The sequence below is a fragment of the Lachnoanaerobaculum gingivalis genome, from assembly GCF_003862475.1.
Classification (GTDB): Bacteria; Bacillota; Clostridia; order Lachnospirales; family Lachnospiraceae; genus Lachnoanaerobaculum; species Lachnoanaerobaculum gingivalis.
In genome coordinates this window covers 105132-121059 of the sequence record NZ_RRCO01000006.1, presented here as the reverse complement: position 1 = coordinate 121059, position 15928 = coordinate 105132, and the positions used below count along the sequence as shown (strand labels likewise).

At 38.3% G+C, this 15928-nt stretch carries 15 protein-coding genes and 1 pseudogene; 12 read left to right on the top strand and 4 right to left on the bottom strand.

The annotated features are described in order from the left end of the window. Position 1 precedes the first annotated feature (1 nt). Together EHV10_RS15445 and EHV10_RS12385 are read right to left on the bottom strand one after the other, a co-directional pair. Positions 2 to 106: pseudogene (locus EHV10_RS15445) on the bottom strand (type II toxin-antitoxin system YoeB family toxin); the annotation flags it as partial. A 5-nt stretch (positions 107 to 111) separates the two neighbouring features. Beyond that, the gene (locus tag EHV10_RS12385) at positions 112 to 369 is read right to left on the bottom strand and encodes a type II toxin-antitoxin system RelB/DinJ family antitoxin (RefSeq protein ID WP_128674917.1); all 258 of its coding nucleotides are present in this window, start codon (positions 367 to 369) and stop codon (positions 112 to 114) included. A gap of 177 nt (positions 370 to 546) precedes the next feature. On the opposite strand from EHV10_RS12385, the gene EHV10_RS12380 reads away from it, so the two are divergent. The 3 genes from EHV10_RS12380 (at position 547) to EHV10_RS12370 (ending at position 5675) form a co-directional block, all read left to right on the top strand. Beyond that, positions 547 to 4005: a DNA polymerase III subunit alpha gene (locus EHV10_RS12380; RefSeq protein ID WP_128674916.1), complete on the top strand. Its 3459-nt coding sequence runs from the start codon at positions 547 to 549 to the stop codon at positions 4003 to 4005. A 133-nt stretch (positions 4006 to 4138) separates the two neighbouring features. Continuing rightward, positions 4139 to 4909: an Mrp/NBP35 family ATP-binding protein gene (locus tag EHV10_RS12375; protein WP_128674915.1), complete on the top strand. Its 771-nt coding sequence runs from the start codon at positions 4139 to 4141 to the stop codon at positions 4907 to 4909. Between the two features lie 52 nt (positions 4910 to 4961). Beyond that, a complete protein-coding gene (locus EHV10_RS12370) occupies positions 4962 to 5675 on the top strand; it encodes a GTP pyrophosphokinase (protein WP_128674914.1) in 714 nt (237 codons plus the stop codon). 89 nt (positions 5676 to 5764) lie between these two features. Here EHV10_RS12370 and EHV10_RS12365 read toward each other — a convergent pair whose 3' ends face one another. Both EHV10_RS12365 and fumC read right to left on the bottom strand, forming a co-directional pair. Then, positions 5765 to 7135, bottom strand: coding sequence for an MATE family efflux transporter (locus EHV10_RS12365; protein ID WP_128674913.1), 1371 nt, complete (start codon positions 7133 to 7135; stop codon positions 5765 to 5767). A gap of 14 nt (positions 7136 to 7149) precedes the next feature. Beyond that, complete coding sequence (gene fumC, locus EHV10_RS12360; protein WP_128674912.1) at positions 7150 to 8514, bottom strand: class II fumarate hydratase; 1365 nt, start codon at positions 8512 to 8514, stop codon at positions 7150 to 7152. A 70-nt stretch (positions 8515 to 8584) separates the two neighbouring features. On the opposite strand from fumC, the gene lepB reads away from it, so the two are divergent. The 9 genes from lepB (at position 8585) to EHV10_RS12315 (ending at position 15926) form a co-directional block, all read left to right on the top strand. Then, entirely contained in the window at positions 8585 to 9115 is a 531-nt protein-coding gene (gene lepB, locus EHV10_RS12355) for a signal peptidase I (protein ID WP_128674911.1), read from the top strand. 21 nt (positions 9116 to 9136) lie between these two features. Beyond that, entirely contained in the window at positions 9137 to 9976 is an 840-nt protein-coding gene (ylqF, locus tag EHV10_RS12350) for a ribosome biogenesis GTPase YlqF (protein ID WP_128674910.1), read from the top strand. Between the two features lie 9 nt (positions 9977 to 9985). After that, positions 9986 to 10630: a ribonuclease HII gene (locus EHV10_RS12345; protein ID WP_128674909.1), complete on the top strand. Its 645-nt coding sequence runs from the start codon at positions 9986 to 9988 to the stop codon at positions 10628 to 10630. Next, on the top strand, positions 10623 to 10964 hold the full coding sequence (locus EHV10_RS12340) for a YraN family protein (protein WP_128674908.1): 342 nt from the start codon (positions 10623 to 10625) through the stop codon (positions 10962 to 10964). Before EHV10_RS12345 ends, EHV10_RS12340 begins: the two co-directional genes overlap by 8 nt. Beyond that, positions 10961 to 11818: a peptidoglycan editing factor PgeF gene (pgeF, locus tag EHV10_RS12335; RefSeq protein WP_128674907.1), complete on the top strand. Its 858-nt coding sequence runs from the start codon at positions 10961 to 10963 to the stop codon at positions 11816 to 11818. Before EHV10_RS12340 ends, pgeF begins: the two co-directional genes overlap by 4 nt. Positions 11819 to 11908: 90 nt before the next feature. Beyond that, a complete protein-coding gene (locus tag EHV10_RS12330; protein ID WP_128674906.1) occupies positions 11909 to 12217 on the top strand; it encodes a hypothetical protein in 309 nt (102 codons plus the stop codon). A gap of 16 nt (positions 12218 to 12233) precedes the next feature. Next, positions 12234 to 13520 carry a PLP-dependent aminotransferase family protein gene (locus tag EHV10_RS12325; RefSeq protein WP_128674905.1) on the top strand — a complete coding sequence of 429 codons (1287 nt, stop codon included), beginning with the start codon at positions 12234 to 12236 and terminating at the stop codon, positions 13518 to 13520. Continuing rightward, positions 13520 to 15157 (top strand): ABC-F family ATP-binding cassette domain-containing protein, encoded by a 1638-nt coding sequence (locus EHV10_RS12320; RefSeq protein WP_009663317.1) that lies wholly within the window; start codon positions 13520 to 13522, stop codon positions 15155 to 15157. Before EHV10_RS12325 ends, EHV10_RS12320 begins: the two co-directional genes overlap by 1 nt. Beyond that, positions 15138 to 15926 carry an exodeoxyribonuclease III gene (locus EHV10_RS12315; RefSeq protein ID WP_128675002.1) on the top strand — a complete coding sequence of 263 codons (789 nt, stop codon included), beginning with the start codon at positions 15138 to 15140 and terminating at the stop codon, positions 15924 to 15926. Before EHV10_RS12320 ends, EHV10_RS12315 begins: the two co-directional genes overlap by 20 nt. The last annotated feature ends 2 nt before the right edge of the window (positions 15927 to 15928 follow it).

The following is a 15928-nucleotide window of genomic DNA, read 5'->3' as shown; positions in this document are numbered from 1 at the left end:
ATTCGATATCCTTGATAAGCCCATTAATACGTTTTATAGTTTTTCTGTCCTGGCTTTGCCAATAAAGATAGTCTTCCCATGCTTCATCAAACCATATTTTATGCATGAGTTTTACTCCTCTATAATATCATGTTCTACACCAAGCCCGGCATTAAGGGCTGCTATCCCTCGGCGTAAATGAGCTACATTATTCTCCGAATAAAAAGGGTCTACAGAAATTTCAAAAGGTATACGGTGCTCTCTGCCAACCTTCTTGGCAAATATAGTAAAGGCTGCACTCATAGAAAGTCCAAGCTCATTACAAACATTTTCCATTCTCTTTTTATCCGTCTCATCGAGACGAAAGTTTACATTAACTGTCTGTGCCATAAAACTTCTCCTTTCTTATATTGTTGAATTTATTATAGCATTTGTAAAGAAAAATACAAGAAAAATGATATAAATTATATTTATATAATATAATCAATATTGATTTTCACAGATACTCTCCATTTTCCCAAAATATGATATAATATAATAAGTATTGAATGAAAATAGAGGAGAAATATGTCTTTTACACATCTACATGTACATACAGGATATTCATTATTGGACGGTTCCTGTAAGATAAAAGAGATAATAAGTCGAGCAAAGGAACTAAATATGACATCACTTGCCATTACCGATCATGGAGTGATGTATGGAGTCATAGATTTTTATAAAGAGGCAAAGGCACAAGGGATTAAGCCGATACTTGGTTGTGAAGTGTATGTGAGCCCTTCATCAAGATTTGAAAAGCAGGCAAAGCAGGGAGACAGATACTATCACCTTATTTTATTGGCCAAAAATAATAAGGGTTATGAGAATCTGACAAAGATAGTTTCAAAAGGTTTTACCGAAGGTTTTTATTATAAACCGAGAATAGACTTTGAACTTTTACAGGAATATCACGAGGGTATAATTGCACTTTCAGCCTGTCTTGCAGGTGAAATTCCAAAGCTTATATCAAGAGGAAGAGAGGATGATGCAAGAAAGGCCGCACAAAAATATAAGGAGTTGTTTGGCGAGGATTCTTTTTATTTGGAGCTTCAAAACCATGGAATTCCGGAGCAAAAGTATGTAAATCAGGTCTTGGTAAAGATTGGAAAAGAACTGGATATTCCGCTTGTGGCAACCAATGATATACACTATATAAATGCTGAAGATGCAAAAGCACATGATATATTGCTTTGTATACAGACAAGTAAGACAGTATCTGATCCGGACAGGATGAGATATGAGGGCGGTCAATTTTTCTTAAAGTCCGAAGACGAGATGAAGGCACTCTTTCCATATGCTCAGGACGCTGTTGAAAATACCGGTAAGATAGCGGATATGTGTGATGTGGAAATAAAATTCGGTGATACCAAATTGCCGGAGTATCCTGTGCCAAATCAAATGTCGGCAAAGGAATATTTGGAAAGTCTGTGTCAAAGCGGTTTTGAAAGAAATTACCCAAATGATTATCCAAACAGAGAAGAAATAAAGAGCAGGATGTACTATGAGCTTGGCGTAATAGAAAAAATGGGCTATATAGACTATTTTTTGATAGTTTGGGACTATATAAATTATGCAAGAAGCAAGGGTATATCAGTAGGACCGGGAAGAGGTTCTGCAGCAGGAAGCGTAGTATCATACTGCCTCGGAATCACCGATATCGATCCGATAAAATATAATCTTATTTTCGAGAGATTCTTAAATCCGGAGAGAGTTTCCATGCCCGATATAGACGTGGACTTTGCGGATGAAAGACGTGGTGAAGTTATTGAATATGTGGTAAACAAATACGGCAGTGAGAGAGTATGCCAGATAATCACTTTCGGTACTCTGCAGGCAAGAGGCGTTATCAGAGATGTAGGAAGGGCTATGGAGATTCCATATGCAAGATGTGACAGCATTGCTAAGATGATACCTATGGATAAGGATATCACATTGGGGCTTGCACTTGAAAGAAATAAGGAACTCAAAGAACTGTATGACAGTGATGAAGTGGTTTATGAACTTATAAATTACAGCTTGAAACTTGAGGGACTGCCAAGACATGCAAGTATTCATGCTGCAGGTGTTGTAATATCCAAAAAAGCGGTTGAAGAGTATGTACCGCTTGCACTTGGAGTGGATAATGCGGTTACAACGCAGTTTACCATGACGACTTTGGAAGAGCTCGGTCTTTTAAAGATGGACTTTTTGGGACTGCGTACGCTTACAGTACTTCAAAATGCTTTGGCAATGATAAAGAAAAATTATGATGTAGATATCGATTTAAAAAAGATAGATTATGACGATAATAAGGTATATGAGTTTATATCCACAGGAAAGACAGATGCGGTATTTCAGCTGGAGAGTGCCGGAATGCAAAGCTTTATGAAGCGATTGAAACCTGAAAATCTGGAGGATATAATTGCCGGTATTTCACTTTATCGTCCGGGTCCTATGGACTTTATTCCAAAATATATTGCGGGTAAGAACAATAAAGATAAGGTAAGTTATGATACACCACAACTTATTTCCATACTTGAGCCTACTTATGGATGTATAGTTTATCAGGAGCAGGTAATGCAGATAGTGCGCGACCTGGCAGGATATACCATGGGCGGAAGTGATGAGGTTCGTCGTGCCATGAGCAAGAAAAAGGCACATATTATGGAGATGGAGCGAAAGAACTTCGTATACGGAAATGAAGAAAAGGGTATCAAGGGTTGTATAAATAACGGTATAGGGGAAGATGTGGCAAACAAGATCTTTGATGAAATGATTGATTTTGCAAGCTATGCCTTCAACAAATCACATGCGGCATGTTATGCTGTGGTTTCATATCAGACTGCATATCTGAAATATTATTATCCGAAAGAGTTTATGGCGGCTTCACTTACTTCAGTAAGCGATAACCCGACCAAGCTTATTGAATATATGGGCGGTCTTGCCGACATGGGTATAAAGATATTACCTCCGGATGTAAATCTTGGTGAGGGATCATTCAGTGTAGATGAGGACGGTATAAGATTCGGACTTTCCACCATAAAAGGTGTCGGAAAAGCGGTATCTGATGCGATTGTAAGAGAAAGGACTTTAAACGGAAAATTTCTTTCTCTTGAAAACTTTATAAACAGGCTTCCGCAAAAGGATTTGAATAAAAGAAGTATTGAAGGCTTTATAAAGTCGGGAGCGCTTGACGGTATGGAGGGAAACAGACATGAAAAGATCTTGAATGCGGAACTTTTCATAGATAAGAAGTCCAAGGAGAGCAAGGCGGTAATACCGGGTCAGATGTCGTTTTTTGATGTGGTAAGTGAAGACGATAAGGAGAGCTTTGTGTCTGAACTTATTCATATAGAGGAGTATCCGAAAGAAGAACTTCTAAAATATGAGATGGAAGTTATGGGAATGTATGTCAGCGGGCATCCGCTGGAAGAGTATACTTTACTTTTGGAAAAGCACTCCGATGCAAGAAGTATTGACTTTTATCCTGATGAAAACGGTGAGATTCCTTTGGAGTCGGGAAGAAAGCTCACTATTGGCGGATTGCTTGTGGAGGTAAATAAAAGATTTACCAAAAAAGGAGATATGATGGCAATATGCACTCTTGAAGATCTGTATGGAAGAATAGAGCTTGTAGTATTTCCGAAGGCGTTTGAAAACTACGGCAATGAGCTTGTAGAGGGTGGAAAAGTATTTGTTAAAGGTAGAGTTGACACTTCGGGAGAAGAGGAAGGAAAACTTATAGTAGATACGGTAAGAGAGTTCGGAAGAGTGAAAAAAGAACTTTGGATACAGTATGCCGATAAGGAAAGCTATGAAGAGGACCTTGGAAATCTACTTACAGATATAGGTATGATGAGCGGAAATGACAGTGTAATTATATATCTGAAAAAAGAAAGAGCAAAAAAAGACCTTGGCAGTGAGTGGGGAGTGCCGTCAGACGATGCCGCAATTATACTTGGTAAAAGACTTGGCAGCGACAATGTAAAGGTAGTGGAGAAGATTTAATATATAAAAGTCAGATATGTAACAAAACGCATAGAAAAATATTGATTATTTTAGTATAATTACTTTGTACTCAATAGAGTATTATAAATAAGTAAGAAAGGAAATCATAGACAAAAGTCTATGTGGTTTTAATATGGCAAATAATGAATTTAGGGAAGAGCTTGACCCTCAAAGCAGTGTAAACAAAGTAATAGGTATTGTTTCGGGAAAAGGTGGAGTAGGTAAGAGCCTTGTGACATCATTGATGGCGGTAAAGGCAATGTCAAAAGGTTTTAGAGTAGGTATTATAGATGCCGATATCACAGGACCTTCAATACCTAAGGCATTCGGACTTAGCGGAAAGCTTGGAGTTACATATGATCAGCTTATGATTCCGGCTGTTACAACCACCGGAATCAATGTGGTAAGTACAAATCTTATCTTAGAGAATGAGACAGATCCGGTTATATGGAGAGGACCTGTAATAGCGGGCGTTGTAAAGCAGTTTTGGAAGGATACAGTATGGAATAATATCGACTATATGTTTGTGGATATGCCTCCGGGTACAGGTGATGTTCCTCTTACAGTTTTCCAGTCAATACCTGTTGACGGAATTATAATAGTTACAAGTCCTCAGGAGCTTGTTTCGATGATAGTTGCAAAGGCTGTAAACATGGCTAAGAAGATGAATGTTCCGATACTCGGTCTGGTTGAGAATATGAGCTATTTTGAATGTCCTGACTGTGGAAGTAAGCATGAGATATTCGGAAAGAGTCATATTGATGAGATTGCAAAAAAAGAAGGACTGAAGGTACTTGCAAAGCTTCCTATAGACCCGGAAGTGGCAAGACAGGTGGATGCAGGTCTTGTGGAATATGTTGAGGCACCGTGGTTTGATGAAGCGGCAGATTATATTTTAAAATAATTATTTTGACCGGAATATACCGGTAAGAGTATGCAAAAGAAGTGGAGAGCTTATGTATATATCAAATAACCCGAATAACGAATTGGAGCAGTCCATTGTACAAGTTCCCGATTTGGTACAGATACCTGAAGAAATACACGAAATGGCACAGAAATTTCAAGAGGCCATGATGATGTATACCTGCGCAATCAGGGAAGTAAAGACAAAGTTGGAAGTTTTAAACGATGAACTTTCGGTTAAAAACAGAAGGAACCCTATAGAGGTGATTAAATCAAGAGTAAAGAAACCTAAAAGTATTGTGGAAAAACTAAAAAGGCGCGGACTTCCGCTTACACTTGATTCAATAGTCAATAATCTGGATGATGTGGCAGGTATAAGAGTTATCTGTTCATTTCTTGATGATATTTATGAAGTGGCCGATATGCTTACAAGACAGGACGATGTGAAACTGATTGCCGTAAAGGATTATATAAAAAAGCCTAAGGAAAACGGATATCGCTCTTACCACCTTATTATCGAGATACCGGTATTTTTCTCGGAGAAAAAACAGCCTATGAGGGTTGAGGTACAGATAAGGACTATTGCCATGGATTTTTGGGCGAGCCTTGATCATCAGCTGAAATACAAAAAAGATTTTATTGATTCCGATGATGTTGAAAGACAGCTTAAGGAATGTGCAGATGTAATAGCAAATACGGACCAACAAATGCTTAATATAAGACAAAGTATAGAGTCAAGAGGTATAGAAGTAAGAAAACCGAGATAAAATAAAGCTGCCGCTTAAAGCATATAATTTAAAGTACAGCAGTAAGACTGCAGTATATTGTGTATGTTTTTAGAGCGGCAGCTATTTATTTAATCAATAACATATATATTTGATTTTAACCAAAGCTTCATTTTACTGAAACCGAACATGTATATCAAAAACAGTGTGCTGGTGATGATCCATGAAATCGGATAAGCCCAGAGTATTGTATAGAAATTCGGGAATTTTGGTACCATTACAATTATCCAGACTATTCGAAGTACGCATACACCTCCGGCGGTCATTATCATAGGTATCCAGCTGTCTCCGATTCCTCGAAGAGACCCTGAGAATATCTCAATAATAATATATGCGGGGAAGGCAATAACCATAAAGTCAAGCATCTGCGAACCTATCTTTAATACATTTTCATCTTGAGTAAATAAGGTATAGATACTTCTTCCGAAAAGCTTTAACAGCACCATTACTATTCCGGTAATTACGACCGACAAAATCATTCCGTAAATTATTCCTTTTTTTACTCTTTCTTTATTACCGTAGCCGAAATTTTGTCCGGTGAAGGTGGTAACAGAGATTCCGAGAGACTGTATAGTCATCCAAAAGAGGGTGTCTATTTTACCATAGGCGGTAAAGGCGGCAATTGTATCGGTACCGAGACTGTTTATAGAGGCCTGAATAAGTATATTCGCAATGGTGTACATGGCTGACTGCATTCCTGCGGCAGTACCTATACTTATCATCTTCTTTAGCTCCGAGAAATTAATTTGTAAACTCTTTAATCTTAATTTTAATGCATCATTTCTCCGATACAGAACTATAATAACCAATAAGGCACTGATTATTTGCGATGTAACGGTTGCAACGGCTGCACCTGTTACTCCCATATTCATATAGTGTATCAATATAATATCTAAAACTATATTCACAAAACAGCTTATAACAAGGAATATAAGCGGAGTTTTGGAATCACCTACAGCACGAAGGAGACCGGCTCCCATATTGTAGATAAGATTAGGCGCAAGTCCAAGAAAGTATATTTGTAAATAGGGCAATGCCATAGACATCATATCATCCGGAATATTCATATTTGCGAGCATTGTCTTTGAAAATATTATACCTAATATACTGACCATAAATCCTACTATAAGTGAAAACGCAATTGAAGTATGAACGCATATACTTACAAGTTTATTGTTTTTTGCGCCATAGTGCTGTGAGACGATTACACTGAAGCCGGAGGATAATCCTACAAAAACGCCTATAAAAAGATTTATTATTGTACTTGTGGTTCCACCCACGGCGGCCAGTCCGAGCTTGCCTACATTTTGACCCACGATAACCGCATCGGCAGTGTTGTAAAGCTGTTGGAAGAATGTTCCAAGGAGTATGGGGAAGAAGAATAGTAAAAGCTGGAGAGTAATATTCCCCTTCGTCATATCCTGCTTCTTAGTTTGTTCCATAAATATCCTTTCCTCTATATCATTTCTTCAGGTTTAAATACCTCATCAAATTTTTCCTCTGTCATCAGATTCATACCAAGAGTTGCCTCTTTTAAAGAAATATTTTTCTCATGAGCAAGTTTGGCAACTTTTGCAGCATTCTCATATCCGATATATGGACTGATGGCGGTAACAAGCATCAGTGAATTATGCAGATTTTCATTCATTTTTTGTTTATTTGCCTTGATACCGCATACACAGTGAGTTCTGAATGAGTCCATTCCTTCAGATAAAATTCTGACAGACTGAAGGAAGTTATGAATAAGCACAGGCATAAATACATTCAGCTCAAAATTACCCTGGCTTGAAGCCATATTTACAGCCGTATTATTTGACATTACCTGCACACATACCATGGTCATTGACTCACACTGTGTAGGATTTACTTTTCCCGGCATTATTGAGCTTCCGGGTTCGTTTTCAGGGATAAATATTTCACCCAGGCCGCATCTTGGGCCGCTTGAAAGCCATCTGATATCATTTGCTATTTTCAACAAGTCGCCTGAAAGAGATGAAAGTGCTCCATGTACAAAGGCAAGTTCGGACTTTGAAGTTAAAGCATGGAATTTATTGCTGTCGGTGATAAAGTCTGTACCGGTAAGTTTTGAGATATTCTTTGCAACCAGAGTATCAAAGCCTTTTGGAGCGTTCAGTCCCGTACCTACGGCAGTGGCACCGAGTGCAAGCTTTTTTATAAAGGGAAGCGCACTTTCTGTTTGCTTATAATCATTTTCAAGGGAAGCTCTCCATCCGCTTATTTCCTGTGAAAAGGCAATAGGAGTGGCATCCTGCAAATGTGTTCTGCCGGATTTTACAATTCCTTTATTTTCCTCTTCAAGCTTTTTAAATGCAAGGATAAGCTTTTCTAAAGAAGGGAGAAGTTTATCCTCTACTTCCAAGACTGCTGCTATATGCATTGCGGCGGGGAAGGTGTCGTTTGAGCTTTGTGACATATTTACATCATCATTCGGATGCAAAAGCTTTTTACCCAAAATCTCATTGCCTCTATTGGTGATCACCTCATTTACGTTCATATTGCTCTGAGTACCGCTGCCGGTCTGCCATACTGAGAGCGGGAAGTGCTCGTCAAGTTTACCTTCAAGTATTTCATTGCAAACTGTACTTATAATATTCGACTTTTCCTCTGTCAGTTTTCCAAGCTCAAGATTTGTAGCGGCACAGGCTGACTTCAGATATGCAAATGCTCTTATCACCTCCGCCGGAATTTTCTCTGTACCGATTTTAAAGTTTGAAAGACTTCTTGCTGTTTGAGCTCCGTAATATTTGTCCACAGGTACTTCAATACTGCCCATAGAGTCATGCTCTATACGATATTCCATAGTTTTCTCCTAACATCATTTATGCTATAATCAGTTTAACAAAAAACAAAATAAAAAAACAGGTCAATAAATGAAAATAAAAAAACAAGAGTCAAGATTTTTAATAATACTGGACATATTGATGCAATTGGCAGTGATACTTTCGCTTGCCTGGTTTGTGGTGTATATATTCGGAGCAAAAACCTTCATGGTCGGTCAGTCCATGTCACCGCAGATAGAGCAGGGAGAGGCTGTACTTATAAATAAAGCCGCATATACTTTTTTGAAACCTAAAAGATATGATTTGATAGCATTTCAAAATACAGACGGAAGGGTATGTATCAGAAGAGTAATAGGACTTCCCGGTGAAAGTGTTAATATAAGAGAAGGTTCGGTTTATATAGACGGTGAAGTACCGGATAAATTTTTTGAGGCTTCATCGGGCGGTTTGGCGGCAGATGAAATTAAGCTGGCAAGCAATGAATATTTTGTATTGGGGGATAACCGAGTGGGAAGTGAGGACTCAAGGATCTCTACAATAGGAAATGTAACGGAAGATATGATCATAGGTAATGTATGGATCAGAGTATTGCCTGTAAAAAGGATAGGCTTTATAAAATAAGGCCTGATGAAAGGATAGTTTATGAAGATACAATGGTACCCGGGTCATATGACTAAGGCAAAAAGAGCCATGTCAGATGCCATAAAGCTTGTGGATATTATTATAGAGATGACGGATGCCAGAGCACCTGAGGCTACAAGAAATCCGGAAATTATGGAACTGGGATCCAATAAGTCCAGAATTATTATATTAAATAAAGCCGATCTCTCAGATGAGAGTGCGAACAACAGATGGGCAAGCCATTATAAGGAGCAGGGCTATGAGTGCATGTTTATGGACTCCAGAAAGAAAAACGGAGTGAACGCACTGATAAAGGCTATAGAGAATGTTTCAAAGGAAAAGAGAGAAAGAGATGCCAAAAGAGGAATTAAAAACAGACCTGTAAGAGCAATGGTGGCAGGTATTCCGAATGTCGGCAAGTCCACACTTATAAACTCGGTTTCAGGTAGAGCCATGGCAAAGACCGGAAATAAGCCCGGAGTTACAAAGGGAAATCAGTGGATAAAACTTAAAGGTCAGGTAGAGCTTTTAGATACTCCCGGAATACTTTGGCCAAAGTTTGAAGATGAAACTGTGGGAGAGATGATAGCATTTATCGGTTCTATAAACGATATGATCATAGATATAAGAGAGCTGGGACTTGAACTTATAAAATGGTTTATTAAAAATAGGCCTGAGATACTTACAGAAAGATTTGAGATGCAAGACGGTGATGATGAAAATGCCGTTTTAATAAAGATAGCAAACTTAAGAGGCTGTACCAAAAAAGGCAATGAACTTGACTATGATAAGGCGGCGGGTATCTTTGTAAATGAGTTCAGATCCGGAAAGCTTGGAAGAATCACATTACAAATGCCATAGGAAAACAGGATGAGGAAAATAAGTGAAGAAAAACTGGCCCTTGAGAGAGTAAGACTTGAGGGCATGAGAGAATTTGAAAATAAATACAGTGATTTAGCATATATTGCCGGTATAGATGAGGCAGGCAGAGGGCCGCTTGCAGGTCCCGTGGTGGCGGCGGCGGTAATTTTGCCGAAGGACATCTTCCTTCCTTTTTTAAATGACTCCAAAAAGGTGACAGAAAAAAGAAGAGATGTTTTATTTGATGAAATAAAGCAAAACGCCATAGCGTACGGTATAGGTATTGCTTCAAATACTTTGATAGATGAGATAAATATATTGCAGGCTACTTATGAGGCAATGAGAGAGGCCATACATGCACTTGAAAAAACACCGGATGTTTTACTGGTGGATGCCGTACATATACCTGATATAAATATAAAGCAGGTGGGTATAGTAAAAGGAGATACAAAAAGTGTAAATATAGCCGCAGCGAGTATACTTGCAAAGGTCACCAGAGACAGGCTTATGGCAGAGTATGATAAAATTTATCCGGAGTACGGCTTTGCGTCAAATAAGGGCTATGGTACGGCAACACATATAGCGGCTTTAAAGAAAATAGGACCATGTGACATACATAGAAAATCATTTATAGGAAACTTTGTAAGTGAATAAAAGAGAAATAGGAAACAAGGGGGAGGCAATGGCTGCCTCTTTTCTTGAAAATAAAGGAATTGTAATACTTGAAAGAAACTACCAAAACAGATTCGGTGAGATAGATATTATTGCGAGAGAAGGTAATACATTATTATTTATAGAAGTAAAATACAGGAAAGATGACAGATTCGGATATCCGCTTGAGTCTGTAGGATATTTTAAGCAACAAAAAATAAGAAAACTGGCAAGATACTATCTTAATGAAAAGCATTATTTCACACATAGTATAAGATTTGACTGTATAGGAATAATGGGTGAAAAGATAGACTGGATAAAAGGAGCATTTTATTGAGTATAAAGATATTAAAAAAGAATGATAAAAATATTTTGAAGCTGAAAAAGGCAAGAAACGGAGTGGAATATTTTTCATTTGAAGCATTGGAAAAATATGAGGGGCTTATTAACGGGTTTTCCACAAGGATAGGAGGAGTAAGTGAAGGGCCTTATGCCTCCATGAATTTAAGCTTCAGCAGAGAGCCTGATAATAAAGAGGGTGTGCTTGAAAATTATAAAAGAATGGCAGAAGCCCTTGGTGTAAAGGAAGACAGTTTTGTGCTCTCATATCAGGAGCATTCCACCAATGTAAGGGTAGTGGGTAAAAGTGATATGGGTAAGGGAGTATCGGTTGAAAGAGATTACAGAAATATTGACGGACTGATAACCAATGAGAGGGGCATTACCTTGGGAGCTTTTTTTGCAGACTGTATTCCGCTTTATTTTTATGACAGAAAAAAACAGGTAATAGGACTTGCGCATTCGGGGTGGAGAGGTACATGTAAGAAAATGGGTGCGGTAATGATAGATGAGATGACAAAAAACTTCGGGACTGATGCAAAGGATGTAATTGCCTGTATAGGTCCGGGGATTTGTCAAGACTGCTATCAGGTAAGTGAAGATGTATATGAAGAGTTTTCAAAAAACTTTAAGAGGGAAGATATAGATAGTATTTTCAGAGAAGACGGAAAAGATCATTTCAGACTTTCACTTTGGAAAGCCAATGAAACAGTCTTAAAAGAGGCCGGAGTTTTGCCTGATAATATATTTACATCAAATATTTGTACCGCCTGCAATCCGGATTTGCTTTATTCACATAGAATAATGGGAGATGTAAGAGGAAATATGGCCGCATTTTTGGCGTTAAAATAATTAAAATAATTTATTGTCTAAGTGTAACCTTAGACTTGCTAAAAGTTGATAAAGTAATTATACTGTTAATATTTGAATAAAGGAGGCTATATGGAAGATTTTTTCAAGAAGTTAAGCATATATGGAAGTATTGCTAAAGAAGAAGGACAGAAAATAGCACAGAATGCTTTAAATAAGGGCAGAGAAATTGCCGATATTACAAAGCTCAAAAGAGATATAAAAATAGAAGAGGATATTATAAAATCCTACAAAATGGTTATCGGAGAGTATGTAGCGGCTAACGATCTTTTAAAAGATGATGAGCTTGTATTTGATCAGAGATCAAAGATACTTGAATGCCAAAAGAAATTAGATGAGTTGAATGCAAAGCTTGAAGAAATGAGCAAAAACAATAAATAGGTATAAGGAGAATATGATGAAACCATACGCAGAATTGACAAAAGAGGAACTTTTGGAGCTTAAGAAAAGCTTGAAGGCTGAATATAAGGCAATGCAAAACAGAGACTTAAGGCTTGATATGAGTAGAGGAAAGCCTTCACAGGAGCAGCTGGATATCTCTATGGGACTTATGGATGTACTTACATCAGATAAAGACCTTATGAGCGAGAACGGTTCAGATTGCAGAAACTACGGTGTACTTGACGGTATACCTGAGGCAAAGGGACTTATGGGTGATATGATGGAGGTTCCTGCAGATAACCTTATAATCTACGGAAACTCAAGTCTTAATGTAATGTATGATTGCATTTCAAGATCATATACTCATGGAGTAATGGGCTCTACACCTTGGTGTAAGCTTGACAAGATAAAATTCCTTTGTATTGTACCGGGTTATGACAGACATTTTGCAATAACAGAGTATTTCGGATTTGAGAATGTATGTGTACCGATGCTTGAGAGCGGTCCTGATATGGATATGATAGAGGAGCTTGTACAAAATGACGATTCAATAAAGGGAATCTGGTGTGTACCGAAGTATTCAAACCCTACAGGAAACTCATACTCTGACGAAGTTGTAAGAAGATTTGCAAGATTAAAGCCTGCAGCTAAGGATTTCAGAATTTACTGGGATAATGCATATACAATTCATCATCTCTATGATCTTGATCAGGATCATCTTATAGAGATTTTGGCTGAGTGTAAGAGAGCGGGTAATCCGGACCTTGTGTATAAGTTTGCTTCAACATCAAAGGTTACATTCCCGGGTTCAGGTATTGCGGCACTTGCAACATCACATAACAACCTTGAGGATATTAAAAATCAGTTAAAGAATCAGACAATAGGTCATGATAAAGTAAATCAGCTCAGACATGTAAGATATTTCAAGGATATCCACGGTATGGTAGAGCATATGAGAAAGCATGCCGACTCACTCAGACCTAAGTTTGAGATGGTAATAGATACACTTGAAAAAGAGCTTGGAGGCCTTGGTATAGCAAGCTGGACAAAGCCGAAGGGCGGATACTTTATCTCTTTTGACACCATGGAGGGATGTGCAAAGGAAGTTGTATCAAAATGTAAAAAAGCCGGTGTTGTATTGACAGGTGCAGGAGCTACATTCCCGGGAGGAAAAGATCCGCATGATAAGAATATCCGTATCGCTCCTTCATTCCCGCCTGTAGCGGATTTGGAGATAGCAGCAAACCTTCTGTGTCTATGTACAAAGATGGCGGCAGTTGATAAACTCTTAGGAGAATTATAATGATTAGTGCAAACGGAATAACCCTCAGATTAGGGAAGAAAGCCCTTTTTGAAGATGTTAATATAAAATTTACACCGGGCAACTGTTATGGACTTATAGGTGCAAACGGTGCGGGAAAGTCAACATTCCTTAAGATACTCTCAGGGCAGATAGAACCTACAAACGGTGATATAGTAATAACACCGGGAGAGAGACTTTCATTCTTGGAGCAGGACCATTTCAAATATGATACATATACTGTTTTGGATACGGTAATAATGGGAAATGCAAGACTGTATGAGATAATGAAGGAAAAGGATGCAATATATGCAAAGCCTGACTTTACCGAAGAAGACGGTATAAAGGCGGCTGACCTTGAAGGTGAGTTTGCAAATATGAACGGTTGGGAGGCCGAATCCGATGCGGCGGCACTTTTAAACGGACTTGGAGTCGATACTGAACATCACTATACATTGATGAGTGATATGCCGTCAAACCTTAAGGTAAAGGTGCTTCTTGCAAAGGCACTCTTCGGTAATCCGGATATACTTTTACTTGACGAGCCTACAAACCACCTTGATTTGGATGCTATTGCCTGGCTTGAAGAGTTCCTTATAAACTTTGAAAACACAATTATAGTTGTATCTCATGACAGATATTTCCTTAATAAAGTCTGTACAATGATTGCAGATATCGACTATGGCAAGATACAGCTCTATGCAGGAAACTATGATTTCTGGTATGAGTCAAGTCAGCTTATGGTTCGCCAGATGAAGGAAGCCAACAGAAAGAAAGAAGAAAAGATCAAGGAGTTGCAGGAGTTTATCCAAAGATTCTCTGCAAATGCTTCAAAATCAAAGCAGGCTACATCAAGAAAGAGAGCTTTGGAAAAAATCGAGCTTGATGATATTAAGCCTTCTTCAAGAAAATATCCATATATCGACTTCAGACCTGCAAGAGAGATAGGTAATGAAGTTCTTACAGTTGAGAATCTTTCAAAGACTATCGACGGAGAGAAGATACTTGATAATATCAGTTTTGTGCTGAACAGAGAAGATAAGGTAGCACTTGTAGGACCTAATGAGAAGGCAAAGACAGTACTTTTTAAAATCCTTGCAGGAGAGATGGAGCCTGACAGCGGAAGCTATAAATGGGGTCTTACCACTACACAGAGCTATTTCCCTAAGGACAATACCAAGGATTTCTCAGGTGATGAGACAATAGTTGACTGGCTTACAGGATATTCTGAAATCAAGGATGCTACATATGTAAGAGGCTTCCTTGGAAGAATGCTTTTTGCCGGTGAAGACGGTGTAAAGAAAGTAAATGTGCTCTCAGGAGGAGAGAAAGTTCGTTGTATGCTCTCAAAGCTTATGATAAGCGGAGCAAATGTACTTATACTTGACGAGCCTACAGACCACCTTGATATGGAGTCTATTACAGCACTCAATACAGGACTTGAAAAGTTCAAGGGTGTGCTTATATTCTCATCAAGAGATCATCAGGTAGTACAGACTACAGCAAACAGAATCATGGAGATTATTAACGGAAGTCTTATAGATAAGATTACAACCTATGATGAGTACCTTGAGTCTGATGAGATGGCAAGAAAGAGATTTACATATACTGTTTCAGCAGATGAAGAGAGTGATGATTGATATGGCAAGTACAAAGAAAATGATTTCATGGAATGTCAACGGACTTAGAGCCGCCGTTACCAAGGGATTTTTAGACTTCTTTAGAGATATTGATGCAGATATTTTCTGCATACAGGAGTCAAAGCTCTCAGAAGGTCAAATAGAGCTTGACCTTCCGGGATATTATGACTATTGGAATTATGCGCAAAAAAAAGGTTACTCCGGTGTAGCTGTTTTTACAAAAGATAAGCCGCTTAATGTAACTTACGGCATAGGTATAGAGGAACATGATAATGAGGGAAGAGTTATCACGGCAGAGTATGAAGACTTTTATCTGATAACCTGCTATACTCCAAACTCTCAAAGAGGTCTTACAAGACTTGACTACAGAATGACTTGGGAGGATGCTTTCCTTGCTTATATCTTAAAGCTTGAAGAGAAAAAGCCTGTAATATTCTGTGGTGATTTGAATGTTGCTCATAAAGAGATAGATTTGAAAAATCCTAAGACCAATAGAAAAAATGCCGGTTTTACAGATGAGGAAAGAGGCAAGATGGATGTTATTTTATCCTCAGGCTTTTGCGACAGCTTCAGAGTAATGTATCCGGATAAAACGGATGCTTACTCATGGTGGTCCTATATGGGCGGTGCCAGAGCAAAGAATGTCGGTTGGCGTATTGACTATTTTATAGTTTCTGATAAATTAAAAGATAGAATAAAGGAAGCTAAGATACATAGTGATATCTTAGGTTCAGATCATTGTCCGGTAGAACTGGATATCGAAATATAAAT